Genomic DNA, 24,336 nt, shown 5'->3' with positions numbered 1-24,336 from the left:
AAAGGACAGGCAATGGCCCGTGTCACAGTTGAAGATTGCATTGACAAGGTAGAGAACCGCTTCGAGCTGGTTCTGCTCGCCAGCCACCGCGCCCGGCTGATTTCCCAGGGTGCCTCGATCACCATCGATCGCGACAATGACAAGAATCCTGTCGTCGCCCTGCGCGAAATTGCCGACGAGACGCTTTCGCCCGATGACCTCAAGGAAGATCTGATCCATTCGCTGCAGAAGCATGTCGAAGTCGACGAGCCCGAGCCCGATCCGGCCAGCATGATCGCTGCCGGCGGTGTTGCCGCAGCCGACAGCGAGGAGCAGGACGACGTGCCGGAGACGATCACCTTCGACCAGATGTCGGAAGAAGAGCTGCTTGCCGGCATCGAGGGCCTGGTGCCGCCGGAAAAGAGCGACGATTATTAAGCGCGCCGTCCGGATCCGATCCGGAAAAGAGCGACGATTACCAATCGTCAATCTTGCGCCTTTATGGCTTAGGCATATTATTGCCCATGTGTGCGCCAATCGTTGATTGGCGCGCTTTTATTTTTACCGGAGTGGCTTTGGAATGATGCGGCAGTACGAACTCGTGGAGCGGGTTCAGCAATACAAGCCCGATGCCAATGAAGCACTGCTGAACAAAGCCTATGTCTACGCCATGCAGAAACATGGCCAGCAAAAGCGCGCGAGCGGCGATCCCTATATTTCCCATCCGCTCGAGGTCGCCGCCATCCTCACCGACATGCATCTCGACGAATCGACGATCGCGGTTGCTCTTCTGCACGACACGATCGAGGATACGACGGCGACGCGCGCCGAGATCGACGAACTCTTCGGTGAGGATATCGGCCGGCTGGTCGAGGGCCTGACGAAGATCAAGAAGCTCGATCTCGTCACCAAGAAGGCAAAGCAGGCGGAGAACCTGCGCAAGCTGCTGCTCGCCATTTCCGACGATGTGCGCGTGCTGCTCGTCAAGCTCGCCGACCGTCTGCACAATATGCGCACCCTCGATCACATGTCGGCCGACAAGCGTGCCCGCATCTCCGAGGAGACGATGGAAATCTATGCGCCGCTCGCCGGTCGCATGGGCATGCAGGACATGCGCGAGGAACTCGAGGAGCTTTCCTTCCGGCACATGAACCCGGAGGCCTACGAGACCGTCACGAAAAGGCTGGAAGAGCTCTCCAAGCGCAACGAGGGCATCGTCAAGAAGATCGAGGCCGAGTTGCGCGACCTGCTGGTCGCCAGCGGCCTGACGAGCGCCTATGTCAAGGGCCGGCAGAAGAAACCTTATTCAGTCTTCCGCAAGATGCAGTCGAAGTCGCTGTCTTTCGAGCAGCTTTCGGATGTCTACGGTTTCCGCCTGATCGTCGAGGACATCCCGTCCTGCTATCGCGCGCTCGGCATCGTCCATACGCGCTGGCGTGTCGTGCCCGGCCGCTTCAAGGACTACATCTCGACGCCGAAGCAGAACGATTACCGCTCGCTGCACACCACCATCGTCGGTCCCTCCAGCCAGCGCATCGAGCTGCAGATCCGCACCAAGCGCATGCACGAGATCGCCGAATTCGGCATCGCCGCCCATACGCTCTACAAGGACGGCGCCACCAATGCCGATGGCGACATCCTTTCGCGCGAATCCAACGCCTATTCCTGGCTGCGCCACACGATCGAGGCGCTCGCGGAGGGCGACAGTCCGGAAGAATTCCTCGAGCACACCAAGCTCGAGCTTTTCCAGGACCAGGTCTTCTGCTTCACGCCGAAGGGCAAGCTGATTGCCCTGCCGCGCGGCGCCACGCCGATCGACTTCGCCTACGCCGTTCACACCAATATCGGCGACACCACGGTCGGCGCCAAGATCAACGGCCGCATCATGCCGCTGGTGACGCGGCTGGCCAATGGCGACGAAGTCGAAATCATCCGCTCTGGCGTGCAGGTTCCGCCGGCCGCCTGGGAGGAGATTGTCGTCACCGGCAAGGCGCGCGCCGCCATTCGCCGCGCCACTCGCATGGCGATCCGCAAGCAATATGCCGGCCTCGGCCACCGCATTCTCGAGCGCACCTTCAACAGGGCCGGCAAGATCTTCTCGCGCGAGGCGATGAAGCCGGCGTTGCACCGTCTCGGCCAGAAGGACGTCGAGGATGCGATCGCCGCTGTCGGCCGCGGCGAGATGTCCTCGCTCGACGTACTGCGCGCCGTCTATCCCGACCACCAGGACGAACGCGTCACCGTCAAGCCTTCCGGCGACGACGGCTGGTTCAATGTCCGCAGTGCGGCCGGCATGATCTTCAAGATCCCCGGCAAGGCGAGGGCCGGGGCTGAGGGCGGACATTCCGAACTAGACGCCGATGTCGATATCGGCCCGATCCGCGGCCTGTCCGGCAATGTCGACGTCAAGTTCGCCTCGACAGGCGCCGTGCCCGGCGACCGCATCGTCGGCATCATGGATCAGAGCAAAGGTATCACCATCTATCCGATCCAGTCGCCGAGCCTGCAGCGCTTCGATGATCAGCCCGACCGTTGGATCGATGTCCGCTGGGACCTCGACGAAGCCAACAAGTCGCGCTTCATGGCGCGCATCATGGTGAACGGATTGAACGAGCCCGGCACGCTCGCCAAGGTCGCCCAGACGGTTGCAAGTCTTGATGTCAATATCCGCCTGCTGAACACCGTACGGGTGGCAGCCGATTTCACCGAAATGATGCTCGAGGTCGAGGTCTGGGATCTGCGTCAGCTCAACCAGCTGCTCGCCCAGATGAAGGAACTCGACTGCATCGCCACGGTCCGGCGGCTCTACGAATAGGCTTTTGTTAAGCCTGTCACGGCAGCTGACCGAGAATTTGCACATTTTATGACCGTTTCAAGACCAGAATAGCGCATCGGAGTGGCAGTGTATGCGCTCAGTGCATGGCTGTCCCCATGTTGCGGGCGGTGGTAATTCACCTCTGCCAGGACTATCTTCTGGTCATCGAAAACGTAAACAGAAGATGAGACAAGGAAATGTTTGACCCTATCAGGAAAATCGCTCGCGCTCTTCGCGCTCCGACCACACAGGAACGTGAAATGGCCTATTTGAACGGCTCGTTCGATCGTATCGATCTCGAGTTTCGTCAGCGCCAGGTCGACCGCGGTCTGTTCCGCAGCCGCTAATAGCAGATTTATACTTGGATCAGTGGGGGACGTTGCGTTACGAACGCCCCGGTAGGAAGCCGCTGCTCCGCAGAGAAAATTGAGCGGCTGTTTTTCGGGTGGTATCATTTGCCGCTCTTGTCACGGTCCTGTGCGCTGCACTAAATAGCCGCCATGTTGTTTCGCCGTCGCAAGCCTGCGGGCTTCAAGGAAAAGATGCGGGAGCTTCTGTGGCCCCGAAAAGGTTTCCTTCGCCCGATCCGTTATCTGACAATGCGCATTCTGCGCCTGAGCGCTTCGCCGCATGCGGTTGCGGCCGGGGTCGCCGCGGGCGTCTTCGTCTCGTGGACGCCTTTCATCGGCGTGCATTTCGTCATGGCTTTCGTCATCAGCTATTTCCTATCTGGCAATATGGTGGCGGCCGCCCTCGGTTGCGCTGCCTTCGGAAATCCGCTGACCTATCCCTTCATCTGGGGCATCACCTGGGAGATCGGCCATCTGCTGTTAAGCCGCGAGGATCATCTGGCGGGTCAGGCGGTGGATCTCGCCGCCCTCTTTCACAAGCTGAACTTCACCGAATTATGGAAGCCGGTGCTGGAGCCAATGCTGATCGGCGCCATTCCCCCGGCCGCCGTGACCTCCGTTGCGCTCTATGCGTTGACGTTCTACACCGTAAAGGGGTTTCAGACGCGCCGCCGCACGCGCCTGATGGAGCGGGCGCGCCTGCGTCTGGCGGGGCCGGTCAGCGACATGCCGAGCGTATGAAACCCGTGCAGAATGCTTAAGCGACGGAAGGGTCCGGCATGATCATCGGGATTGGCAGCGATCTGATCGACATTCGCCGTGTCGAAAAATCGATCGAGCGCTTCGGTGAGCGCTTCACCCATCGCTGTTTCACCGAGATCGAGCGCGCACGCTCCGACCGCCGGGCAAACCGCGCCGAATCCTATGCCAAGCGTTTCGCCGCCAAGGAAGCCTGTTCCAAGGCGCTCGGCACGGGCCTCGCCCAGGGTGTCTTCTGGAAGGACATGGGCGTCGTCAACCTGCCGAGCGGCAAGCCGACCATGGTTCTGTCAGGCGGTGCCGCCGCAATCCTCGAATCGATGCTGCCCGCCGGCCACAGGGCCGCCATTCATTTGACAATAACCGATGATTATCCCTTGGCGCAGGCCTTTGTTATCATCGAGGCGTTGCCTGAGAGCCTCTGATCGCGACCTCTCGTCGCTTTTGATGTTGTCGCCATTGCCGCATCCGGCTGAAGCCGCTAGAGAGAACGACATAAAGAATTGCGCCGTCGCGGCGTCTTGAAGGAATAAGACTGCGTGTCCGATAAAGTCGAAGCCAAGCCGAACGCCCTCTGGGAAAATATCAAAGTCATCATCCAGGCGCTGATTTTGGCGATGGTGATTCGAACGGTGCTGTTCCAGCCCTTTACCATTCCGTCAGGTTCGATGATGCCGACGCTGCTCGTCGGCGACTACATCTTCGTCAATAAGTTCGCTTACGGCTATTCGAAATATTCGCTGCCCTTCTCTCCCGATATCTTCAACGGTCGCCTGTTCGGTTCCGATCCGAAGCGTGGTGACATCGTCGTTTTCCGCTTCCCGCCCAATCCCGATATCGATTACATCAAGCGCTGCATCGGTCTTCCCGGCGACCACATCCAGGTCACCGACGGCGTGCTCTACGTCAACGGCAAGCCGGTTCCGAAGGTTGCGGACGGCAGCTTCACCTCGGATTACAAGCTCGATCCGGGTGAGGACGTACCGGTCTTCCGCGAAACGCTGGACAATGGCAAGACCTACGACACGCTCGACCAGTCTCCGGTGTCACGCGGCGACAACACCCGCGAATTCATAGTGCCGGAAGGCCATTATTTCATGATGGGCGACAACCGCGACAATTCGCTCGACAGCCGCTTCGATGTCGGCTTCGTGCCGGCTGAAAACCTCGTCGGCCGCGCCAGCGTCATCTTCTTCTCGCTCGGCAACGACACGTCTTTCCGCGAAATCTGGAAGTGGCCGACCAATATGCGCTGGGACCGCCTTTTCAAGGTTGTTGAATGAGCAAGGCGCAGACGCTTTCTGCGGCGGACCGCGCAAAGCTTGAAAGCCTGATCGGTCATGACTTCGCCGAGAAGGCACGCCTGGATCGCGCGCTGACCCATGCCAGCGCCCGGACGGAAAAGGGCGGCAATTATGAGCGGCTGGAGTTCCTCGGCGACAGGGTCCTCGGACTCTGCATCGCCGAGCTCCTGTTCCGCACCTTCGGCACGGCGGGGGAAGGCGAGCTCTCGGTTCGTCTCAACCAGCTCGTCAGCGCCGAAACCTGCGCTGCGGTCGCCGACGAACTCGACCTTCACCTCTATATCCGCACCGGCGCCGATGTGAAGAAATTGACCGGCAAGCGCATGATGAACGTGCGCGCCGATGTGGTCGAAAGCCTGATCGCCGCGATCTATCTCGACGGCGGCCTCGAAGTCGCGCGCCGCTTCATCCTGCGTTATTGGCAGGGCAGGGCGGTCAGGGCCGATGGCGCCAAGCGCGACGCCAAGACCGAGCTGCAGGAATGGTCGCATGCGAAATTCGGCGTCACCCCGATCTATCGGGTTGATGAACGCAGCGGACCGGATCATGATCCGCGCTTCAAGGTCACGGTGGAAGTTGCTGGCATAAAGCCGGAAACCGGCGTAGAGCGGTCGAAGCGTGCCGCCGAACAGGTGGCGGCGACCAAGATGCTCGAGCGCGAAGGCATTTGGCAGCAATCGCCTGCCGGAAACTGACGGGACAATGACACAAGAAGAAGATATCGCGGCCGAAGCTGCTGCAGAAACCCATGGTCCGACGCATTCGGGCTTCGTCGCGCTGATCGGCCCGACCAATGCCGGCAAGTCGACGCTGGTCAATCGCCTCGTCGGCGCCAAGGTCTCGATCGTCAGCCACAAGGTGCAGACCACCCGCGCGATCGTGCGCGGCATTGCCATTCACGACAATGCCCAGATCGTCTTCATGGATACGCCGGGCATTTTCAAGCCGCGCCGCCGGCTCGACCGCGCCATGGTGACCTCGGCCTGGGGTGGCGCCAAGGATGCCGATCTGATCATGCTGCTGATCGACAGCGAGCGCGGCCTGCGCGGTGACGCCGAAGCCATTCTCGAAGGCCTCAAGGAAGTCCAGCAGCCGAAGATCCTGGTGCTCAACAAGATCGACCGCGTCAACCGCGAGGATCTGCTGGCGCTGGCCGCGAGCGCCAACGAGAAGATCGCTTTCGAACGCACCTTCATGATCTCGGCCGAAAACGGTTCCGGCTGCGACGACGTCATGGACTATCTGGCCGAGACCCTTCCTGAAGGGCCGTGGTACTATCCGGAAGACCAGATCTCCGATCTTCCCATGCGACAGCTCGCCGCCGAGATCACGCGCGAGAAGCTGTTTCTGCGCCTGCACCAGGAGCTTCCCTATTCCTCGCATGTCGAAACGGAGAAGTGGGAAGAGCGCAAGGACGGCTCGGTGCGCATCGAGCAGGTGATCTACGTCGAGCGCGACAGCCAGAAGAAGATCGCGCTCGGCAAGGGTGGGGAAACCATCAAGGCGATCTCAACGGCTTCCCGCAAGGAATTGTCGGAAATCCTGGAACAGCCGGTCCATCTCTTCCTGTTCGTCAAGGTTCGCGAGAATTGGGGTGATGATCCGGAGCGGTTCCGCGAAATGGGTCTCGATTTCCCGAGATAGGCATGGCAAGGATTTGATCGGCCCCGGCCAGTCCCTTGTTTATACATAAAAAATCCGCCTCGCTGGCGGAACAAATCTGCGGCTTGCGCATTCCTTGATGAACGGCGCGCCGACGATGGCGCGCCGGTTTTGCGACGGCAAGGGCAAACATGGCGACGTCGAGATCGATCAATTCTTTCAAAACGCCTTGCCAGCAGTGTCCTTTGCGGCCCCTGCCGCATTTCAGGGAATTCAGCCGCGACGAGCTGGAATTCGTTTCACATTTCAAGAGGGGTGAGCTTGCCGTCGACGCCGGCTCGACCATCCTCGTCGAGGGCGCCCACAGCGCTCATCTCTTTACGGTGCTTTCCGGGTGGGGCTTCCGCTACAAGATGCTGGAAGACGGACGCCGACAGATCCTGAATTATATCATGCCGGGCGACCTGATCGGCCTGCAGGGAACGATCGCCGGCGAAATGCAGCATTCCATCGAAGCGCTTTCGCCGGTTTCCCTCTGCGTCTTCGAGCGCAACAGGCTGATGACGCTTTATAACAAGCACCCGTCGCTCGCCTTCGACATCACCTGGATCGCCGCGCGCGAGGAGCGGATATTGGATGAACATCTCCTCAGCATCGGCCGCCGCACAGCACTGGAAAGAGCGGCCTATCTGCTCGCGTTCCTGTTTGAGCGCGGCAGGAAGCTCGATCTCTTCAACGGCCGCAATTTCATCCCCATCACGCAGCAGCACATCGCCGACACCCTTGGTCTTTCCATCGTTCACACCAACAAAACCTTGAAGAAGCTCAGCGAACGGGGATTGCTCCGTTGGCAGGAGCGCGGCTGCGAGGTGCTGAATGGTGAGGAACTGATGGCGATCGCCGGCTGGGATGGGCTTGGAGAGGGCAAGCGCCCCTTCATCTGAAGCATGGCGTGCAAAAGTGGGCCGGTCTTGCGATACGGACATACGAAAAAAAGACGTGAAGCGCGAGGTGTGAGCTGAAGGTTGCGGTGCGCTCCAGGCTATCGGACAGATGCGGCATGGGCGTGCGGAAACGCACAGCCGGCCTGTCTATGTCTTTTTTAAATGCGCATCAGCATCTGGCAAAATAAGGTCGGCCCTCGTCTTTCCTCCGATTTGATTCTTATTGGCCGGACAGAAAAATGGTTTATTCAGAAGTGGTGGCGGAATTCACCGATAGTGTGCCATGCGGGGCACCGGAGGGCAATGATGTTGGCGGAACGGCCGGGGCGCTGCGACAGGCGCCCGACGAGGGGCGTGGAATCATGAGCGCAAACCGTGTTCTGGTTCTTGAGGACAGTCTGATCATCGCCATGGAGGCAGAGGATATTCTGCGCCTGGCTGGCGTCGACGGCATCGATATCGTCGGCAGCCTGGAACAGGCGAGGGCGGCGATTGCTGCGGAAAGCTATGATTTCGCCCTTCTCGACATTAATCTCGGAGAGGGCACGAGTTTCGGATTTGCCCGCCATCTTCTCGATGTCGGCATCCCCTTCGGCTTCGTCAGCGGCTATTCCGATATACGCGATTTCCCGCCCGACCTGCAGCATATACCGCTTCTGGTGAAGCCATTCGACGAGAAGGCGATGCGCGAATTCCTGCAGAGGCTCCTTCCGGCCGCGGCTTGACCCGGCCGGACGCCGAGAACACGCTGTAACGCTTTGAATTACTGTATAATTCTCTATTCGATTCCGATGGCGCGAATTATACGGTAGGATGGAATCGTCAGCCGCAGGGATTTCTTTGGATGCAGTGGCAGGACCACGCGATCATTCTGGGTGTCAAGCGCCATGGTGAGACGAGCGTCATCGCCGAGGTGATGACGCGTGATCGCGGCCGCCATCTCGGCCTGGTGCGTTCCGGCCGCTCTCGCGCCATGCAGCCGGTGCTGCAGCCGGGTAATGCCGTGGAGGTCATGTGGCGCGCACGGTTGGACGAGCATCTCGGTGAGTTCCGCGTCGAGCCGGTGACGCTGCGCGCCGCGCGTCTCATGGAAACGGCGACCGCCGTCTACGGCGTGCAGGCGATGGGTGCGCTGCTGCGGCTGCTGCCGGAGCGCGACCCGCATCCGCACCTTTTCGACGCGCTGGAGGTCATTCTCGATCATCTGCACAATCCGGCCGATGCCGGCGAACTCTTCGTGCGTTTCGAACTCGCGGTACTCAACGATCTCGGCTTCGGTCTCGATCTTGCCGAATGCGCGGCGACCGGCGCCCGTTCCGATCTCGCCTATGTCTCGCCGAAATCCGGCCGCGCCGTCAGCCGCAGCGCCGGTGCGCCGTGGGCGGACAAGATGCTGGTCCTGCCACCCTTTCTCGGCGCCGAAGGCAATCACGCGGCGGACTTCGACAGCCTGGCAGCCGCGTTCCATCTGACGGGATTCTTCCTACATCGTCATGTCTACGAGCCACGCGGCATGGAGGCTGCGGCAGCGCGTGATGGCTTCGTCCAGGCCGCACTCAAGGCGCTCAATCCAGCCTTGCGAACGCTTTCCGATCCAAACGACGTCCCCGCCTGACCTCGTTTTTTACTGTTGCAAAACATCCTCCGGATTTGGCGGTTTACCCGCCTGGGAGCTCTTCCTATGTCTTGAAGGGCTGCCAACCACGGAGGTAACTCATGCTGACCAAGACCGCATCACCGACGACGATCACGCTTTGGAATAGCCGCGAAATTCCGCGCCTCGGCATGGGCTGCTGGGCGATCGGCGGCCCTTTCTTCGCCGGCGACACGCCGCTCGGCTGGGGTGAGGTCGATGACGACGAATCGGTGGAAGCAATTCATCGCGCCGTCGAGCTCGGCATCCGCTTCTTCGACACCGCCTCGAATTACGGCGCCGGCCATTCCGAGGAAGTGCTCGGCCGGGCGATCGGCAATCGTGACGACATCATCGTCGCCACCAAATTCGGCTTTGCCACCGATCCGGAAACGAAGCAGGCAATCGGCGCCTTTGCCGATGAGGGTTTCATTCGCCGCTCCGTCGAGACATCGCTGCGCCGTCTCAAGCGCGACCGCCTCGATCTGCTGCAATTCCACATCAACGATTTTCCGCTGGAACAATCCGATGTCGTCTTCGATACGCTGGAGGCGCTGCGTGCCGAAGGCAAGATCGATGCCTTCGGCTGGAGCACCGATCATCCCGATCGCGCCGCCCGCCACGCCGGGCGCAAGGGCTTTGTCTCGATCCAGCATACGATGAATGTCTTCGAGCCGGTGCCGGAGATGATCGCGGTGGTCGAGCAGAAAGGCCTGATCTCGATCAATCGCGGTCCCCTGGCCATGGGACTGTTGACCGGCAAGTTCACTGCCGACAAGGCCGTCGGCGCCAAGGATGTCCGCGGCGCAGCGCTCGAATGGATGGTTTACTTCAAGGACGGGCGCATGGCCCCGAAATTTGCCGCAAGGCTTGATGCCGTCCGCGACCTTCTCAAATCAGGCGGCCGCACACTGACGCAGGGCGCGCTCGCCTGGCTCTGGGCAAGGTCGCCGCGCACCTTTCCCATTCCGGGCTTCCGCACCGTCGCCCAGGTGGAGGAAAATGCCGGCGCGCTGGAGAAGGGACCGCTGCCGGCCGGTGTCATGGCGGAGATCGATGCTGCACTCGCTCGCGGATAAGAGGCGGGCGCAACCCACGCCACCCTCATTCCTGTGACAGGCACAGGAATGAGGGAGAACGTTGCTGCGTTTCGGAAGAAAGGCGCCGTTCAACTAGCCTTCCCATATTCGACCTATCCTCGCCCACGAACCTTCAAGGCCCAACCCTCCGGCCTTTCCTCGATGACCTTGACAGTGTCGCCGATCGTGATCCTGCCGCTGCCGCGCGGCGTGACGTTCCAGCCGAACAGCGGGCCGGGTACGCGGCGGTCGGCCGACATGCGGATGCGGCCCATGGCCGGCATCGGATTTGCCACCTCGCGTGACCCTGTCAGCTGGTCCTGCGTCGTCATTATGCAGCGCGAGCAGGGTTTGACGAGATCGAAGCGGATGCCGGCGATCTCGATCGCCGCCCAGCGATCCTCCGGCCAGGCTGCGTCGGTGTCGATGACGACGTTCGGTCGGAAGCGCTCCATGCCGACGCTGCCTTCGCCATGGGCGGCAAGTTCGGCGTTCAGCGCCTGCAGCGAACCGGTCGTCGTCACCAGGATCTGGTAACCGTCGGTAAAGCTTACCGGCGTGCCGTCGCCGGCCCATTCGGCATTTGCCGTCCGCTGTGCCTGTCCGTCAAAAAACACCAGTCGCACTTCCCGGCCGAGCCATTCGGACAGCTGGTGATTGCTCGCTGCATCGGCGACGGCGGCGCTGACGGTCGATTTCCACACCCTAACATCCATGCGGATTTCAGGCCGGGGTGGCGGCACCGATATCTCAGGCTTGCCCTGCATCAGCAGCCGGAAGGCGTCGGCCTTCGGCCGTATTTCGATGCGCGCGAGGTCCGGCAGTTCGCGCTGAGTGATGAAGTGGCCCTGCGGGTCGGTGATCATCGCCCGCCGGTCACCGGGAAGCCCATAGGCGTCAATATCGGCGGCCGGCAGCGCAATGGCGCGAGCGCTCTTGAGCGGGTAGATGAAGAGGTCGCTGACACGCATGCCGTTCTCCTAAATTTCTTCCATGAATGCCGAGAGAAAATCACGCAGACTTTGGTCACGCGCAGCTGCCAGCCGGCGGCCGGTCTCCGTCTGGAACCCTTCCGCCAGTTTGAACAGCTTCGTCTGGAAATGGTCAATGGCATAACGCTTGTCGTCGAGAGGACGGTTCGTTGCCGCCGGGTCGAACGGATCATAGAGCCCGGATCCCATTCGCCCGCCGATATAGAAACAGCGTGCGACGCCGACCATGCCGATCGCGTCCAGCCGGTCGGCATCCTGCAGGATCTTCGCCTCGATCGTCCGTGGCGTCACCCCGGCTGAGAAACTGTGAGCGGTGACGGCATGCGCCACGGCGCCGATATCCGCCGCGCTCCAGCCGAGTTCGGCCAGGATCACTGAGGCTTTTTCCGCCGCCAGCGCCGATGCTTTGGCCCGCAAGGGGGAATTCTTCTCAACCGCGACGCAGTCGTGCAGCAGCACCGCAGCGGCGAGGATGCGTCCATCTCCGCCTTCGCCCGCGTGGATGCGCATTGCGTTTCTGAAGACGCGCAGGATATGGGCGAGATCGTGCGAGCCGTCGTCGCCTTCGGCCGCATGCGCAATCAGCGACGCTGCGAGCGTCACATGAGGGGAGAAGGCTTCGGCCTTGAACATTGCGCACCTGTTATTGGGGAAATCGTCCATAGCGCTCCGGCCGAAAGTGAATGCGGCTTCCGGGAAGCGGCGCGCCTACGAACAGTTGCAGAACACGGAGCCGGTTTTGTAGCGGCTTGCCAAGCGAGTCGCAATCATGAGGAGTTCGGCGCTGACCTCAGGAGAAGTCTGTCGCACCCTCGCTGGGAAAAATAATTGTTTTGTATGTGAAAAATCCCTGAAATACCGGGAAGGCTGCTCGATTGCTGCGCACAAAACCTCCGCTTGCGGGGGATCCGTTAATACCTGTCAATCATCGTTAACGAGGAGTTAACAACTTGTTGACGCAATGCGCAAATCAGTTTAACCAGCGAGTCAACAGTGATTTCCCATTCTCGTATTGCGTACAAACACCACCGGCAAAAGTCGGTGAATGGAGGTTTGTATGACCCGCACCACATCCGTTTCAGATACTTCATACGCATATCTTGCGACGCTTTCGCGGCTCGATTCAAATGGTGACGGCGTACTCAGCCGCAGCGAACGTGCCGCCGATGAGAAGCCCGGTATCATCAAGCAACTGCTGGAAGACGACACGGCCAGCGACACGCAGCCGAAATTTTCCGGCAGCCTGATTGCGTTGATGATGGACACGCGCGACACCGCCACGACGAGCAGCATCGCCGTTCCCTATCCATTGCAGCAGACTGCGCCGACGACCGGCGATCAATCCGACGATCTTTACCGCAACACCTACGGCCAGTTCGATTTTGACGCCGTCGCCTGACGGCGTCTAGAGCCAGGTGATCTGCAAGCCGGCCCGTTGGCCGGCTTTTTTGTTGGATGGTCCGTAGAGGAACACCTTCTGGTCTGACACGTTCAGAAGGACAACCGGAGGGAAGGAGATCTCCATGAAAGCGATGCGCATCATCGCCGCCGTGAGCCTGCTTGCGATTGCCGTGCCGGCTGGCGCTCAGGACAAGCAGACGGCGGTTGCCAATTTCGTCGGCAAGGACGGCAAGGAAACCGGCCGCGCCCAGCTGACCGCCGCCGCCAATGGCGGCGTCTTGATCGAAGTGGAGATATCGGGGCTGCCGGCCAATAAATGGGTGGCCTTTCATGTACACGAGACCGGCCGCTGCGATGCGGCAACCCATCACGAATCAGCAGGCGGCCATTTCAACCCTGGCTCGGCCGAGCACGGGATTCTTGCGGCCAAGGGACCCCATGCCGGCGATATGCCCAATCAATATGTGGGACAGGACGGCGTGTTGAGAGCCCAGATATTCGACGGCATGGTAACCCTTGACGGCAAGAAGGACGGCATCCGAGGCCGCGCGTTGATGGTGCACGTCAATTCCGACGATTATCGCAGCCAGCCTTCCGGTGACGCCGGGGAAAGACTTGCCTGCGGCGTCATTCAATAGGCCGACGACCGCCCCGGACAACAGTGTCTCACTGTCGCGTCGGCTTTTCGGCCGTCGCGGTGCCGTTAGACCTCTTTCCCGGCGGGGAATTTGAGTCGTCCCGCAACGCGGCCGGATCGCCCTTTTCGTCGAAGGCAAGTTTTACCCGCTTCACCATGTCACGGCTGACCTGCCACCAGTCGCCGGTCTTTGCCCAGTAGCGCAGCGTTACGGATATCGTGCTGTCACCGAGGCTGTCGATGAAAACGCTGGGTGCCGGTGACGGCAGCACCCTGGAATTCCCTTTGGCAATGCCCATCAACGTCTCCATCGTCAAATCAAGATCATCCTCACGAGAAATGCTGACCTTCAGGTCGTTCTGCCGCGTAGGTTCGCGGCTGAAGTTGGTAATCGGTGTGTTCCAGAGCGTCGAATTCGGCGCCAGCCGATAGAGCCCGTCGCCGGTCCTCAGTTCTGTCGCAAACAGCCCGATCTCGCGCACCGTGCCGGCCACGCTGCTGGTCTCGATATATTCGCCGACGCGGAACGGTCTGAGGATCAACAGCATGATGCCGGCCGCAATATTCTGCAGTGTCCCTTGCAGCGCCAGCCCGATCGCCAAGCCTGCTGCGCCGAGGGCGGCGATGATCGAGGCGGTCTGGACGCCGACTTGGCCGAGCACGGTGATGAACACCAGGATCAGCAGTGCGTAGCGGATGACATTGGTGAAGAAGCGCGCCAATGTCTCGTCGATGCCATGGATGTGCGACAGCCCTTCATATGCCCAGCGGCTGACGAAGCCCGCCAACGTCCAGCCAACGACGAGCAGGATCACCGCTCCGAGGATGGAAAAGGAATACTGGACTGCGAGCGCGCTTGCCTGGCTGAGCGCCGTGCGGGTGGCAAGAAGGACGTCGGCTGCTTGCTGTTCCATGATTTGGCCCTGCGTATTCTGCGTGGTCCAAGGCAAGATGGAGCAGGCCGCAGTAGCGTCAACCGCCAGCGGCCTCCCGGATTGCAAGCAAAAAGGGCGCATTGCCGTCGGCATCGGCGCCACGACCGATGGCCCGGACGGCGGCCACCAGCCGGCCGCCGCGGCCAAGCAGGGCGTCGCCGATCTCGATCAGCCGGGTATTCGGCGTCGCAAAGGGCGAGGCGGCGCGCAGCCGCAGGGCCAGCTCTTCCTCGCTCTGATCCGGTGCGAGCGACAATGCGGCGATAAGAGCGGCCGCCGGGGATCGCGACACACCCATCCAGCAATGGATGAGCAGCGGCGTCTCCTGCCGCCACGATGCGGCAAACTCGATAATCCCCCGCACATGCGTTTCATCGGGCGCCACGAGACCGCCGGTGCTCTTGAACGCGATGTCGTTCATTGCAAGCGTCAGGTGACGCTCGGGCGCGATCACGCCCGGTCGGTGAAAGGCCTGTTCTTTGGCAATTAGACTGATCATGTCCCGCGCCTTGTGGCGCACCGCCAGTTCGGCAATGCGTGACAGCGGTGAGACCACGATGAAGCTCACGATCCCATCTCCCGCTCGGCATCGATCGCCGCGAAGCGCTCGCAGAACAACTGCTGCGCTTCCACTGCCGGAAGCGGTTCGATCATCAACATTTCCCTGCTGACGCCGCGCGGCTGGCCGAAGAATTTTTGCGCTTCGGCCGGCGTGAAACCGGCAAGCACCGTCGCCTCGAAATAGGCGGCAATCGCGTCGGCCTTCTTGATCCGGTCCTTGAGCTCGCGCGCGGGATGCGGCGGCAGGCCGAAGCGCAGGTGTATGGCCGCCTCCAGCCGCAATTCCACAGTCTTGTAGCCGCCGCCGACCACCGATTTGAACGGCGAGATCATGTCTCCGATCACATATTCCGGCGCGTCATGCAGCAGCGCCATCAGGCACTCCTCCGGCCGGGCATTGTTGAAGCGGCGGAAAATATCCTCGACGACGAGACTGTGCTGCGCCACCGAAAAAGCATAATCGCCCGACGTCTGGCCGTTCCAGCGGGCGACACGCGCCAAGCCGTGGGCGATGTCGGCGAGTTCGACATCGAGCGGCGAGGGGTCGAGGAGGTCGAGTCTGCGCCCGGACAGCATGCGTTGCCAGGCACGCGGAGCTTTGGCCGTCACGCGCTGGCCTCGTCGGCGCTGGTGGGGAAGACAAGGCCTGACCATGGAGGCAGAGCGAGAGAAACCGGTGTTTCGCCGGCCAGCAGGGGCGTGCCTTCCGCCATCGCGGCGCCGGCGCGGTCGATGCGCACGATCGCAAGTCCGCTGCCGCCCTCGACGGAGCCGAGTGTGCCGACTGGCTTGCCGGCAGCAGTGATTGCGGTGCCCGTGTCCGGCAGAGCCGTTGCGGCGGATAGCGTGACGACGCGACGGCGCGCGGTGCCGCGGTGCTGCATGCGCGAAACCACTTCCTGTCCGACATAGCAGCCCTTTTTGAAGGAGAGGCCGCCGTTCAGATCCATCAGCACGTCATGCGGAAAGGCATCCTGCAGCGCGAAGTCCGATCCCGATATCGCAATGCCGTGGGCGATGCGCAACGCGTCATAGAGCGCCTCAGCGCCGTCACCGTGCCGTCCCGGCCGGCGGGTCAGCGTGATGCCGGCCTTGGCGAAGCGGCTGTCCCGGACGCTCCGGCTGTCGCGGACGTCCCGGCTGTCCCGGACACCTTCGGCGTCCCCGCTGCCATCGGCATCTTCGCCCCAGCAAACGCTGATGCCTTCTTCGGCGATGGGCGCAAGCGTGACGGCGGCCCGCAGCCTGTACATTGTCAGCCGCTTCATGAGCCCGTCGCGCTGGTCAGCATCCGTTTCGATCGTATAGCCGTCGCCGTCCTGCCAGATCATGAAGTCGAACAGGATTTTGCCCTGCGGCGTCAGCAGCGCCCCAGGCCGCGCTTCGTCGGGCGCAAGCGAGGTGATATCGGTGGTGATCAGGTTCTGCAGGAAGGATTGAACGTCCGCGCCGCCGACGGAGAGCAATGAGCGGTCTTTCAGGAATACGAATGGCATGGCGGAACCTGTCGCGTTGGTCATCGCTCAGAGGTATGACTTCATAAGGTGGATCGCAAGCGCCATGCGGCTTGCGTGGCCTGTCAGTCGCCTGCCGTGAAGAATTTCCATTTGCCGTCGGGCGTAATGCCGAGGCGGTAGAAATTATATCCCCCGAATTCCTGCATGTCGGAGAGATCGCCGGCGGTGACAATGCGCAGCAATTCGACGCGCTCCGGCGGCGTCAGCGACTTCAAGTCTTTCTCGGCGAAATAGGGCCAGACATACATGTCTTCGGCTGTGCCCTGGCCGACATGCACGAAGCCGGTCGAGACGATGTCGAGCATGATGGCGAGGATTTCGTCCCCATCGGGATCGCCGGAGAGATCCTTCAGTGTGCCGATCGGATCGTCCGTGGGCTCGCCGACGGTTACCTGCGTCTGTTCTGCGCCGGCGCCCATCAGTGGCCGCAGCCGTTCGAGATCACCGGAGGCGGCCGCCTCGACGATCTGCTGGCGCATCTTGCGCACCGGCTCGGGCGCCTTGCTGATGTCGTAGATCACCTCGACGGGCTTGGAATTGTCCTGCGTGCCCGGCGTCTTGTCGACACCCTGGCTGGTCTGGCTGTTGACCAGCGGATCGGCCATGGGAACGCCGGGGGTGGTGGTGCCCTGCGGCTGGCTCTGCCCCTGGGCGTTTCCCTGTGCCGGCTGATCGTTCGGCTGGCCGGGGATCTTGTGCAGTTCGGAAAGCGCATAGGCCGAGGGCGCAAGGGCGAGACTGCCGGCGGTAAGGCTGAATGCAAGCATCACCGGCGCGAGCGGAATTCGCGAAACTTTCTCTTTACCGATGCGCATCGAACTCTCTGATAATAATTATTGCAGGGTGCGGTTGGCGGAGAATTCGCCGGCAAGCATACGGTCGCGCAGCGAATCGAGCAGAGCTTCGGCGCTGCTTTCCCCATGCAATCTAATGGTCTCGCGCAGTGCATGCGCGATGGCGGCATCAGCAATGATCTCAGGCTCGATCCCGTCGGCCATGCCGTCGGCCCAAGCCTCGTTCTGGTACTCCAGAGCCGCCTGCATCTTTTCGTGGACGATCATGTCGTCGATCTCGTTGAGGCTTGCTTCCATTGTCTTTTCCTCAGAACTTCTCATCTCTTACTGCACCGTTAACAACACTAACAGCCTTTTCCCAAAACGACACGTCCGCATGCGAAAACAGGTTAATTAAACGTCAATTTCCAAAGCGCGAGGTAATTTCTGTGGCAAGTGTTGCACCTTCGTTACGGTAGCGCTCTTCTGCCACGATGGCTGCCGGGGTGCAATCCGTATAGACCGAGGCGAAGGCGCGATAGCCGCGATTGAAGGCTGCCGTGAGCCTTTCCTTGCGTGGCGGTTCGTTGCCGGCCTCCGAATCGAGCAGCTGCTGCATGCCCTTTCGCCACTCATCACCGCCCGCCGCCTTGCAGAGGGTTCTCAGATAATGCACCGAACCCAGCACTTCAGCGAGCCGCGCCAGCTTGTCGTCATAGGGTACGATCGCGGCCGGCGGCGCAATCTCCGCCTCCTGTGGAGGCGGCGAGTTCTTGCCCTGAGCCATGGTGGGGCCGGCGAGCACGAGCAGAGACAGGACAACGCGTCGAACGGGAATCATGCTCCCAGTTGATACGTTGAGCATGACGGCAACAAGGCGCGCTCGAAAGTTTCCACTTCTATTCGCCGCCCGCCAGAGCATGGTGCCGAAAAGTGTCAGCCGTTTTTGGATGACATCATGCTCTAAACTTAATTCAGCACAGGATGATTATCGGCCGGTTGGCCGACAATCATCCCGTGCCAGCCGCTCTGCGCATTCGAGCACGCTCTGCGGCACGGGCAGTCGCCGAATCTCATTCACCGTGTACCAGCCCAGCGCCGCTGCATCGTCGGCGGCTTCCGCCACCGCGTCCCGGTCGGCCTCGACGCGAAAGACCGACAGGAAGAAATGGCTCTTGATGCTGCCGTCCGGCCCATGCGTCTTCAGGTCATAGGTCGAAAACAGCCGCGGATTATGTGCCGAGATGCCGGTTTCTTCGCGGAATTCCCGCAGCGCCGTCTGCTCCGGCGTTTCGCCCGGCTCAGCGCGCCCACCTGGAAAGGCATACATGTCGGCGGAAGGCGGGTTGCGTCGCAACACCAGCAGGAATCGCCCGTCGCGTTCGAGAATGGCGGAGGAGGCGGCTTTGGCGGTGGAAATCATAAGACTGCTCTCGCTGTGACGATCGATTCTATCGCATGGAGCGATTGTTGCATGCCGCCGCTGCCCGGCTTCCGCAATTTTGATGCGGGTCGGCTCGGAAGACAAGGCCCGAAAGGCGGCGCAGCGGTTCCCGAGATGGCGACATGTATGCAACAAAGATTCCAGATTTTCGAAAGGGCTTTGCGTGACCTATATCATCTACGCCTTTGCCGCCGTTTTCGAGATTGCCGGCTGCTTCGCTTTCTGGGCGTGGCTGAAGCTTGAAAAGCCCGTCTGGTGGCTGGCGCCGGGCATGATCTCACTCGCGCTTTTCGCCTGGCTTCTGACGCTGGTGCCGAGCGAAGCCGCCGGCCGAGCGTTCGCAGCCTATGGCGGCATTTACATTCTCGCGTCGCTCTTCTGGCTGTGGCTGGTCGAGGGCCGCGTGCCCGATCGTTATGATATCGGCGGCGGATTGATCTGCCTTGCCGGGGCGAGCGTCATTCTTTTTGGGCCGAGGGGCTGAAGCATGGTCGCGGCATGTTCTTGTCCTTAAACCCCTGTACAGTCTTGCGCGGCACGCTCAGTGTACCTTGACCGGACTCGGACCGGGTGCAAAGACAGGCCGATGTGTGGACGTTTCGCCCTGACAAGTTCCAGCGCAGACCTGCGCAATTTCCTCTCCGGTGTAGATCTCGACGATTTTCCGGCGCGCTACAACATAGCCCCGACGCAGCCGATCCTCGTCGTCACAGCAGGTGAGGGCAGGGAGCGAGGCAGCAACCTTGCCGACCGGCGCGCGGTGCTGGTGCGCTGGGGTTTTACCCCGGCCTGGGTCAAGGACCCGAAGGAATTTCCGTTGCTTATCAATGCGCGCGCCGAGACCGCGATCGGCAAAGCCTCGTTTCGGGCGGCGATGCGTCACCGTCGCGTGCTCATTCCGGCCTCGGGTTTTTATGAATGGCATCGTCCGCCGAAGGAAAGCGGCGGCAAGCCGCAGGCCTATTGGATCAGGCCGCGCAACGGCGGGATCGTCGCCTTTGCCGGACTGATGGAAACCTGGTCCTCGGCCGATGGCTCGGAGGTCGATACCGGCGCGATCCTGACGACGTCGGCCAATGCGGGCATCTCGGCGATCCATGATCGCATGCCTGTCGTCATCAAGCCGGAGGACTTCTCGCGTTGGCTCGATTGTAGGACGCAGGAACCGCGTGAGGTGGCCGATCTGACGCAGCCCGTTCAGGACGATTTCTTCGAGGCCGTACCGGTCTCCGACAAGGTCAACAAGGTTGCCAATATGGGGCCTGATCTGCAGGAGCCGGTCGTAATCGAACGGCCGCTCAAGTCACCCGAGAAGCAAAGGCAGGACAACGGCCAGCTCAGCTTCTTCTGAAACGCTGTCGGACGCTTGTGGCGCGGCGGCCTATTTGGGTCACAGCGATTTCAGGTGCATGTCGCGCAAAACTGTCTAGCGGTTTTGCCGCGACGACATGCGTGAGAGCATGCAGCAGTCTTGGGGCAACAGCATGCCAGAAACTGGAAGGTGAAGCGCAGGTGACGGGCAGTTCGAAGCTAGGCGCTTCAAGCGGATTTCTTGACACCATCCGGCTTGTTCTTTGCCATCAGCGATGCCGCGGCGACGGCCTTCAGGCCGACGGGGCGATAGTTGGCGGCGAGGTCCGGCTTGGCCGTCTGCTGTTCGCCGGTACTGCTCTTCTTCGAAGTCACGGATACTCTCCTTTACGTGGTTCTTCCCTGATTATTTTATTTTTGCAGTTTCGCCAGAAAATTGCGACAAATCGGCGGCGTCGGTTATCAGGAATTGTAAACGCCCACCATAATTCGCGAGGCTTAACTGAAGCCTACGTTGGTTAATACTTACTGAAGGAAGCGGTTCCAAAAGAAATGCGCCGCCGTTTTCCACGGGGAAAGCTCATGGCTTTCCCCGGAAGAAGCGCACTTTTTCCGGGAATGTGCGAGAACGAGGGGAGACGCATTTCCGGGGGAGAGAGACCAGGAAATGCTGGAAGGTCAGATGTGACGACCGATATCGTCGTCGCCGATGCCGGGCTCCTCGATCGTCAGCGTCCCATATTTCCGCCGCCATTTCCGCGCGCCGAAGGGAAGCGATACGAGGTAGGCGGCAACGGTAAACACCATCACCTCCCAGGTGTAGCTCATCAGCAGAGCCACATAGAGTACGACGCCGAGCATCATCGGCAGCACGAGATCGCGCCGCAGCCGGTTGCCCTCCGATTTGCCCGACCAGACCGGCAGCCGGCTGATCAATAGGAAGGCGATGAACACGGTGTAGATCGACGAGACGAAGGCGAAGGAGCGGTCGGTCGCGATCCCAAGGAAGCCGAGATAGACCGGCAGCAGCACGAGCATGGCGCCGGCCGGCGCCGGCACGCCGACGAAATATTCCGACTGCCAGCTCGCCTTGTTCTCGCGTTCGGCCATGACGTTGAAACGGGCAAGGCGCAGTCCGGCGGCGATCGCATAGATCAGCGCCGCGATCCAGCCGAGCGAGCGGGCCTGGTCGAGCGCGAAGACATAGACGACGAGGGCGGGTGCGACGCCGAAATTGACGATGTCGGCAAGCGAATCCATCTGTGCGCCGAACTTCGAGGTCGCCTTCATCAGACGCGCCACTCGTCCGTCGATCCCGTCGAGGAAAGCGGCGACGAGCACCATGGAGACGGCGAGCTCGTAGCGATTCTCGAAAGCCAACCGGATGCCGGTCAGCCCGGCGCAGATCGCCAGAATGGTGATGAGGTTCGGAAAGACGAGACGGAGCGGGATTTCGCGCAGACGCGGGCCACGGGCGGAATCATCCGGACCATTGGGCTCGAAAGGCGGAAAAGGCGTTTCCATATCGTGTTCCAATCTAGCTGCGGCGGCTGATGACGGGACCCTTGGCCGAGGCGAATTCGGCAATGACGGTTTCTCCGGCGATCGCCGTCTGGCCGAGCGAGACACGTGGCGCCGCACCGGCGGGCAGGAAGACGTCCAGCCTGGAACCGAAACGGATCAGCCCGAAGCGCTCGCCGGCATCCACTGGCTCGTTGGGGTTTACCCAGCAGAGGATACGCCGCGCCACCAGGCCGGCGATCTGGACGACGCCGATCTGGCCGTGGCGGGTTTCGATCACCAGGCCGTTGCGCTCATTGTCTTCGCTGGCCTTGTCGAGCTCGGCGTTAACGAAGCTGCCGGAGCGGTAGTTGATGCTCACGATGCGCCCGCGCACCGGCGCGCGGTTCACATGGCAGTTGAAGACGTTCATGAACACCGAGATGCGCAGCATCGGCTCGGAGCCGAGGTCGAGCTCGGCCGGCGGGGTCACCATCTGGATGGCGGAGACCCTGCCGTCGGCGGGAGAAATCACCAGATCGTCGTCCTGCGGGGTCACGCGCTCGGGATCGCGGAAGAAATAGGCGCACCACAGTGTGAAGATCATGCCGATCCAGAAGAGCGGCTTGAAGATCCATCCGAGGATCAGCGAGGCGACGAAGAAGGCGGCCACGAAGGGATAACCCTCCTTGTGCACGGGGACGATCGTGTTGCGAACCGTGTTGAACAGGCTCATGGCTGCCGGTCTCCTTGCGTTGTCGTTTTTTGCTGGTTAGCGAAAAACCGCCTCCGGGGCAATGCTGCGGCCTCGGCCCCGGTTCGCCGGCCGGGGTTCTGAACAACAAAAGCCAGGACCGGCGTCTGGTTCCCAAATCAGTTTGCCGGCGCAAGCCGCGTGATCACGCCCATATCGTCGCTTTCGCGCACCTGTTTCAAGTGCTCCTCGGCCTGTGTGGCCTCGCGCTGGCGGTTCCACATCGAGGCATAGAGACCGTTCTTATCAAGCAAGGCGGCATGCGTTCCGCGCTCGGCGATCTCGCCGCTTTTCAGCACGATGATCTCGTCGGCGCTGATGACGGTGGACAGCCGGTGGGCGATGACCAGCGTCGTCCGGTTCTTCGAAACCACGTCGAGCGCCGTCTGGATTTCCCGCTCCGTCGTCGTGTCGAGCGCTGATGTCGCTTCGTCGAGGATCAGGATCGGCGGCGCTTTCAGGATGGTGCGGGCGATCGCCACCCGCTGCTTCTCGCCGCCCGAAAGCTTGAGCCCGCGCTCGCCGACCTTGGTTTCGAATCCCTCGGGCAGCGTCTCGATGAAATGGGCGATCTGCGCCACCTCGGCCGCGGCAAAGACCTCGCCGTCGCTGGCCGACGTGCGGCCGTAGCGGATGTTGTAGGCAACGGTGTCGTTGAAGAGCACGGTATCCTGAGGCACCATGCCGATAAGAGAGCGCAGGCTCTTCTGCGTCACCGTGCGGATATCCTGACCGTCGACCGTGATCGTGCCGCTCTGGATATCGTAGAAACGATAGAGCAGCCGCGACAGCGTCGATTTGCCCGCACCCGACGGACCGACGACGGCGACCGTCTTGCCGGCCGGCACTTCGAAGGAAATCCCCTTGAGGATCGGACGGGCCGGGTCGTAGGCGAAGTGCACATCCTTGAAGGAAATGGCGCCCTGGCCGATCCTAAGTTCTGTCGCATCGGGCGCGTCGTTGACCTCGGCCTTCACCTCCAGGAGATCGAACATCTGCTCGATATCGGTCAGCCCCTGGCGGATTTCGCGGTAGACGAAGCCGATGAAGTTGAGCGGCGCGGAAAGCTGCAGCAGCATCGAATTGACGAAGACGAAATCGCCGACCGTCTGCTCGCCGCGCTGGACGGCCAGCGCCGACAGCACCAGCATGATCGTCGTGCCGATGCCGAAAATGACGCCCTGGCCGAAGTTCAGCCAGCCGAGCGAGGTCCAGACATCGGTCGCCGCCTTCTCGTAGCGTTCCATCGATTTATCGAAGCGCTTGGCTTCCATCTCCTCGTTGCCGAAATATTTGACGGTCTCGAAGTTGAGGAGAGAGTCGATCGCCTTGGTGTTGGCGTCGGTATCGCTGTCGTTCATCGACCGGCGGATGGCAATGCGCCAATCGGATGCACGGATCGTGAACCAGATATAGGCCCAGACCGTAAAGGCGGTGACGGCGAGATAGGAAAATCCGTAACCCCACCAGAAGATCGCGGCCGTCAGCAGGAATTCGATGACGGTCGGGACCGAATTGAGGATCGTGAAGCGCACGATCGTCTCGATGCCCTTGGTGCCGCGCTCGATGATGCGCGAGAGACCGCCGGTCTTGCGTTCCAAATGGAAGCGTAGAGACAGCTCGTGCATGTGCACGAAGGTCCTGTAGGCGAGCTGGCGCACCGCATGCTGCCCGACGCTGGCAAACAGCGCGTCGCGCAGCTGGTTGAGGCCAAGCTGGATCAGCCGGGTGACGTTATAGGCGATGACAAGCGCGATGGCGCCGGCAAGCAGCGGCGGCACCGTGCCGGCCAGATCCATCCTGCCGTTTAGTGCATCGGTCGACCATTTGAAGAAATAGGGGACGAGCAGCAGGACGAATTTGGAGATCACCAGATAGACCGAGGCCCAGACGACGCGCATCCTAAGGTCGGGCCGGCCGGCCGGCCACATATAGGGCCAGAGGTTGAGAAGCGTGCGCAGCAGGTGGGATTCCGAGACAGTCTTGCCGTTTGCCATGCGTGTCTCCAGCCCGGTCGGGATTGCCGCGGTCGTGTCTGTCAATGCC

The 24,336-nt window shown here is 61.3% G+C and carries 30 protein-coding genes; 16 read left to right on the top strand and 14 right to left on the bottom strand.

Annotated features, from left to right (window positions below):
- The first annotated feature begins 12 nt into the window (after nt 1-12).
- The 12 genes from rpoZ to GGI60_RS09675 all read left to right on the top strand — a co-directional run bounded on the left by rpoZ (nt 13) and on the right by GGI60_RS09675 (nt 10,465).
- Nucleotides 13-417 carry a DNA-directed RNA polymerase subunit omega gene (gene rpoZ / locus GGI60_RS09730; protein ID WP_003558080.1) on the top strand — a complete coding sequence of 135 codons (405 nt, stop codon included), beginning with the start codon at nt 13-15 and terminating at the stop codon, nt 415-417.
- 142 nt (nt 418-559) lie between these two features.
- Nucleotides 560-2,794, top strand: coding sequence for a bifunctional (p)ppGpp synthetase/guanosine-3',5'-bis(diphosphate) 3'-pyrophosphohydrolase (locus GGI60_RS09725; protein WP_183915163.1), 2,235 nt, complete (start codon nt 560-562; stop codon nt 2,792-2,794).
- Between the two features lie 197 nt (nt 2,795-2,991).
- The gene (locus GGI60_RS09720; RefSeq protein WP_004675049.1) at nt 2,992-3,141 is read left to right on the top strand and encodes a DUF3563 family protein; all 150 of its coding nucleotides are present in this window, start codon (nt 2,992-2,994) and stop codon (nt 3,139-3,141) included.
- Nucleotides 3,142-3,294: 153 nt separating this feature from the next.
- On the top strand, nt 3,295-3,885 hold the full coding sequence (locus GGI60_RS09715; protein WP_183915161.1) for a DUF2062 domain-containing protein: 591 nt from the start codon (nt 3,295-3,297) through the stop codon (nt 3,883-3,885).
- 38 nt (nt 3,886-3,923) lie between these two features.
- Nucleotides 3,924-4,328 (top strand): holo-ACP synthase, encoded by a 405-nt coding sequence (acpS, locus tag GGI60_RS09710; RefSeq protein WP_010028627.1) that lies wholly within the window; start codon nt 3,924-3,926, stop codon nt 4,326-4,328.
- Between the two features lie 114 nt (nt 4,329-4,442).
- Entirely contained in the window at nt 4,443-5,186 is a 744-nt protein-coding gene (gene lepB, locus GGI60_RS09705) for a signal peptidase I (RefSeq protein ID WP_183915159.1), read from the top strand.
- The gene (rnc, locus tag GGI60_RS09700; RefSeq protein WP_183915157.1) at nt 5,183-5,902 is read left to right on the top strand and encodes a ribonuclease III; all 720 of its coding nucleotides are present in this window, start codon (nt 5,183-5,185) and stop codon (nt 5,900-5,902) included. Before lepB ends, rnc begins: the two co-directional genes overlap by 4 nt.
- 7 nt (nt 5,903-5,909) lie before the next feature.
- Nucleotides 5,910-6,851, top strand: a complete 942-nt coding sequence (gene era / locus GGI60_RS09695; RefSeq protein WP_183915155.1) for a GTPase Era — start codon at nt 5,910-5,912, stop codon at nt 6,849-6,851.
- A gap of 149 nt (nt 6,852-7,000) precedes the next feature.
- Complete coding sequence (locus GGI60_RS09690) at nt 7,001-7,753, top strand: Crp/Fnr family transcriptional regulator (RefSeq protein ID WP_183915153.1); 753 nt, start codon at nt 7,001-7,003, stop codon at nt 7,751-7,753.
- Nucleotides 7,754-7,992: 239 nt separating this feature from the next.
- Nucleotides 7,993-8,478, top strand: coding sequence for a hypothetical protein (locus GGI60_RS09685; RefSeq protein WP_183915151.1), 486 nt, complete (start codon nt 7,993-7,995; stop codon nt 8,476-8,478).
- Nucleotides 8,479-8,597: 119 nt separating this feature from the next.
- Entirely contained in the window at nt 8,598-9,368 is a 771-nt protein-coding gene (gene recO, locus GGI60_RS09680) for a DNA repair protein RecO (protein ID WP_183915149.1), read from the top strand.
- A gap of 101 nt (nt 9,369-9,469) precedes the next feature.
- A complete protein-coding gene (locus tag GGI60_RS09675) occupies nt 9,470-10,465 on the top strand; it encodes an aldo/keto reductase (RefSeq protein ID WP_183915147.1) in 996 nt (331 codons plus the stop codon).
- 113 nt (nt 10,466-10,578) lie between these two features.
- On the opposite strand, the gene GGI60_RS09670 is transcribed toward GGI60_RS09675, so the two are convergent.
- Together GGI60_RS09670 and GGI60_RS09665 are read right to left on the bottom strand one after the other, a co-directional pair.
- Nucleotides 10,579-11,436, bottom strand: a complete 858-nt coding sequence (locus GGI60_RS09670) for an MOSC domain-containing protein (protein ID WP_183915145.1) — start codon at nt 11,434-11,436, stop codon at nt 10,579-10,581.
- Between the two features lie 9 nt (nt 11,437-11,445).
- Nucleotides 11,446-12,090 (bottom strand): HD domain-containing protein, encoded by a 645-nt coding sequence (locus GGI60_RS09665; RefSeq protein ID WP_183915143.1) that lies wholly within the window; start codon nt 12,088-12,090, stop codon nt 11,446-11,448.
- Between the two features lie 424 nt (nt 12,091-12,514).
- On the opposite strand from GGI60_RS09665, the gene GGI60_RS09660 reads away from it, so the two are divergent.
- Nucleotides 12,515-12,856, top strand: a complete 342-nt coding sequence (locus tag GGI60_RS09660) for a hypothetical protein (RefSeq protein ID WP_246720351.1) — start codon at nt 12,515-12,517, stop codon at nt 12,854-12,856.
- Between the two features lie 124 nt (nt 12,857-12,980).
- Nucleotides 12,981-13,496, top strand: coding sequence for a superoxide dismutase family protein (locus GGI60_RS09655; RefSeq protein WP_183915139.1), 516 nt, complete (start codon nt 12,981-12,983; stop codon nt 13,494-13,496).
- 28 nt (nt 13,497-13,524) lie between these two features.
- Here the strand turns inward: GGI60_RS09655 and GGI60_RS09650 are convergent, their stop codons facing one another.
- The 8 genes from GGI60_RS09650 to GGI60_RS09615 all read right to left on the bottom strand — a co-directional run bounded on the left by GGI60_RS09650 (nt 13,525) and on the right by GGI60_RS09615 (nt 18,704).
- Complete coding sequence (locus tag GGI60_RS09650) at nt 13,525-14,409, bottom strand: mechanosensitive ion channel family protein (RefSeq protein ID WP_183915137.1); 885 nt, start codon at nt 14,407-14,409, stop codon at nt 13,525-13,527.
- Between the two features lie 58 nt (nt 14,410-14,467).
- Nucleotides 14,468-14,998 (bottom strand): tyrosine phosphatase family protein, encoded by a 531-nt coding sequence (locus GGI60_RS09645; RefSeq protein WP_183915135.1) that lies wholly within the window; start codon nt 14,996-14,998, stop codon nt 14,468-14,470.
- On the bottom strand, nt 14,995-15,567 hold the full coding sequence (locus GGI60_RS09640; RefSeq protein ID WP_183915478.1) for an HD family hydrolase: 573 nt from the start codon (nt 15,565-15,567) through the stop codon (nt 14,995-14,997). Before GGI60_RS09640 ends, GGI60_RS09645 begins: the two co-directional genes overlap by 4 nt.
- Nucleotides 15,568-15,596: 29 nt before the next feature.
- Nucleotides 15,597-16,487: a YgfZ/GcvT domain-containing protein gene (locus tag GGI60_RS09635; RefSeq protein ID WP_183915133.1), complete on the bottom strand. Its 891-nt coding sequence runs from the start codon at nt 16,485-16,487 to the stop codon at nt 15,597-15,599.
- Between the two features lie 83 nt (nt 16,488-16,570).
- Nucleotides 16,571-17,323: a hypothetical protein gene (locus tag GGI60_RS09630; protein WP_183915131.1), complete on the bottom strand. Its 753-nt coding sequence runs from the start codon at nt 17,321-17,323 to the stop codon at nt 16,571-16,573.
- A gap of 18 nt (nt 17,324-17,341) precedes the next feature.
- Nucleotides 17,342-17,599, bottom strand: coding sequence for a hypothetical protein (locus GGI60_RS09625; protein WP_004675135.1), 258 nt, complete (start codon nt 17,597-17,599; stop codon nt 17,342-17,344).
- Nucleotides 17,600-17,702: 103 nt separating this feature from the next.
- Nucleotides 17,703-18,146, bottom strand: coding sequence for a TIGR02301 family protein (locus tag GGI60_RS09620; protein ID WP_183915128.1), 444 nt, complete (start codon nt 18,144-18,146; stop codon nt 17,703-17,705).
- A gap of 123 nt (nt 18,147-18,269) precedes the next feature.
- A complete protein-coding gene (locus tag GGI60_RS09615) occupies nt 18,270-18,704 on the bottom strand; it encodes an NUDIX hydrolase (RefSeq protein WP_183915126.1) in 435 nt (144 codons plus the stop codon).
- A gap of 184 nt (nt 18,705-18,888) precedes the next feature.
- Here GGI60_RS09615 and GGI60_RS09610 point away from each other — a divergent pair, with 184 nt between their 5' ends.
- Together GGI60_RS09610 and GGI60_RS09605 are read left to right on the top strand one after the other, a co-directional pair.
- Entirely contained in the window at nt 18,889-19,209 is a 321-nt protein-coding gene (locus tag GGI60_RS09610; protein WP_183915124.1) for a YnfA family protein, read from the top strand.
- Nucleotides 19,210-19,311: 102 nt separating this feature from the next.
- Entirely contained in the window at nt 19,312-20,076 is a 765-nt protein-coding gene (locus GGI60_RS09605) for an SOS response-associated peptidase (RefSeq protein WP_183915123.1), read from the top strand.
- A 188-nt stretch (nt 20,077-20,264) separates the two neighbouring features.
- Here the strand turns inward: GGI60_RS09605 and GGI60_RS09600 are convergent, their stop codons facing one another.
- The 4 genes from GGI60_RS09600 to GGI60_RS09585 all read right to left on the bottom strand — a co-directional run bounded on the left by GGI60_RS09600 (nt 20,265) and on the right by GGI60_RS09585 (nt 24,287).
- Entirely contained in the window at nt 20,265-20,411 is a 147-nt protein-coding gene (locus tag GGI60_RS09600; protein WP_183915121.1) for a hypothetical protein, read from the bottom strand.
- Nucleotides 20,412-20,714: 303 nt separating this feature from the next.
- Nucleotides 20,715-21,560 (bottom strand): CDP-diacylglycerol--serine O-phosphatidyltransferase, encoded by an 846-nt coding sequence (pssA, locus tag GGI60_RS09595; protein ID WP_183915119.1) that lies wholly within the window; start codon nt 21,558-21,560, stop codon nt 20,715-20,717.
- 13 nt (nt 21,561-21,573) lie between these two features.
- Nucleotides 21,574-22,272, bottom strand: coding sequence for a phosphatidylserine decarboxylase (locus GGI60_RS09590; RefSeq protein WP_183915117.1), 699 nt, complete (start codon nt 22,270-22,272; stop codon nt 21,574-21,576).
- A gap of 137 nt (nt 22,273-22,409) precedes the next feature.
- Nucleotides 22,410-24,287, bottom strand: a complete 1,878-nt coding sequence (locus tag GGI60_RS09585; protein WP_183915115.1) for an ABC transporter ATP-binding protein/permease — start codon at nt 24,285-24,287, stop codon at nt 22,410-22,412.
- Between the last annotated feature and the right edge of the window lie 49 nt (nt 24,288-24,336).

Source organism: Rhizobium lentis (assembly GCF_014200175.1).
GTDB classification, from domain to species: domain Bacteria; phylum Pseudomonadota; class Alphaproteobacteria; order Rhizobiales; family Rhizobiaceae; genus Rhizobium; species Rhizobium mulingense.
The sequence above is the reverse complement of the archived record's forward strand: the minus strand, read 5'-3'. Positions and strand labels throughout refer to the sequence as shown.

What these genes read in the sequence shown, in the direction of transcription:
- rpoZ (WP_003558080.1), top strand. Translation starts at nt 13, where the DNA reads ATGGCCCGTGTCACAGTTGAAGATTGCATTGACAAGGTAGAGAACCGC.
- GGI60_RS09725 (WP_183915163.1), top strand. Translation starts at nt 560, where the DNA reads ATGATGCGGCAGTACGAACTCGTGGAGCGGGTTCAGCAATACAAGCCC.
- GGI60_RS09720 (WP_004675049.1), top strand. Translation starts at nt 2,992, where the DNA reads ATGTTTGACCCTATCAGGAAAATCGCTCGCGCTCTTCGCGCTCCGACC.
- GGI60_RS09715 (WP_183915161.1), top strand. Translation starts at nt 3,295, where the DNA reads ATGTTGTTTCGCCGTCGCAAGCCTGCGGGCTTCAAGGAAAAGATGCGG.
- acpS (WP_010028627.1), top strand. Translation starts at nt 3,924, where the DNA reads ATGATCATCGGGATTGGCAGCGATCTGATCGACATTCGCCGTGTCGAA.
- rnc (WP_183915157.1), top strand. Translation starts at nt 5,183, where the DNA reads ATGAGCAAGGCGCAGACGCTTTCTGCGGCGGACCGCGCAAAGCTTGAA.
- era (WP_183915155.1), top strand. Translation starts at nt 5,910, where the DNA reads ATGACACAAGAAGAAGATATCGCGGCCGAAGCTGCTGCAGAAACCCAT.
- GGI60_RS09690 (WP_183915153.1), top strand. Translation starts at nt 7,001, where the DNA reads ATGGCGACGTCGAGATCGATCAATTCTTTCAAAACGCCTTGCCAGCAG.
- GGI60_RS09685 (WP_183915151.1), top strand. Translation starts at nt 7,993, where the DNA reads ATGGTTTATTCAGAAGTGGTGGCGGAATTCACCGATAGTGTGCCATGC.
- recO (WP_183915149.1), top strand. Translation starts at nt 8,598, where the DNA reads ATGCAGTGGCAGGACCACGCGATCATTCTGGGTGTCAAGCGCCATGGT.
- GGI60_RS09675 (WP_183915147.1), top strand. Translation starts at nt 9,470, where the DNA reads ATGCTGACCAAGACCGCATCACCGACGACGATCACGCTTTGGAATAGC.
- GGI60_RS09670 (WP_183915145.1), bottom strand. Translation starts at nt 11,436, where the DNA reads ATGCGTGTCAGCGACCTCTTCATCTACCCGCTCAAGAGCGCTCGCGCC.
- GGI60_RS09665 (WP_183915143.1), bottom strand. Translation starts at nt 12,090, where the DNA reads ATGTTCAAGGCCGAAGCCTTCTCCCCTCATGTGACGCTCGCAGCGTCG.
- GGI60_RS09660 (WP_246720351.1), top strand. Translation starts at nt 12,515, where the DNA reads ATGACCCGCACCACATCCGTTTCAGATACTTCATACGCATATCTTGCG.
- GGI60_RS09655 (WP_183915139.1), top strand. Translation starts at nt 12,981, where the DNA reads ATGAAAGCGATGCGCATCATCGCCGCCGTGAGCCTGCTTGCGATTGCC.
- GGI60_RS09650 (WP_183915137.1), bottom strand. Translation starts at nt 14,409, where the DNA reads ATGGAACAGCAAGCAGCCGACGTCCTTCTTGCCACCCGCACGGCGCTC.
- GGI60_RS09640 (WP_183915478.1), bottom strand. Translation starts at nt 15,567, where the DNA reads ATGCTGTCCGGGCGCAGACTCGACCTCCTCGACCCCTCGCCGCTCGAT.
- GGI60_RS09635 (WP_183915133.1), bottom strand. Translation starts at nt 16,487, where the DNA reads ATGCCATTCGTATTCCTGAAAGACCGCTCATTGCTCTCCGTCGGCGGC.
- GGI60_RS09630 (WP_183915131.1), bottom strand. Translation starts at nt 17,323, where the DNA reads ATGCGCATCGGTAAAGAGAAAGTTTCGCGAATTCCGCTCGCGCCGGTG.
- GGI60_RS09625 (WP_004675135.1), bottom strand. Translation starts at nt 17,599, where the DNA reads ATGGAAGCAAGCCTCAACGAGATCGACGACATGATCGTCCACGAAAAG.
- GGI60_RS09620 (WP_183915128.1), bottom strand. Translation starts at nt 18,146, where the DNA reads ATGCTCAACGTATCAACTGGGAGCATGATTCCCGTTCGACGCGTTGTC.
- GGI60_RS09615 (WP_183915126.1), bottom strand. Translation starts at nt 18,704, where the DNA reads ATGATTTCCACCGCCAAAGCCGCCTCCTCCGCCATTCTCGAACGCGAC.
- GGI60_RS09605 (WP_183915123.1), top strand. Translation starts at nt 19,312, where the DNA reads ATGTGTGGACGTTTCGCCCTGACAAGTTCCAGCGCAGACCTGCGCAAT.
- pssA (WP_183915119.1), bottom strand. Translation starts at nt 21,560, where the DNA reads ATGGAAACGCCTTTTCCGCCTTTCGAGCCCAATGGTCCGGATGATTCC.
- GGI60_RS09590 (WP_183915117.1), bottom strand. Translation starts at nt 22,272, where the DNA reads ATGAGCCTGTTCAACACGGTTCGCAACACGATCGTCCCCGTGCACAAG.
- GGI60_RS09585 (WP_183915115.1), bottom strand. Translation starts at nt 24,287, where the DNA reads ATGGCAAACGGCAAGACTGTCTCGGAATCCCACCTGCTGCGCACGCTT.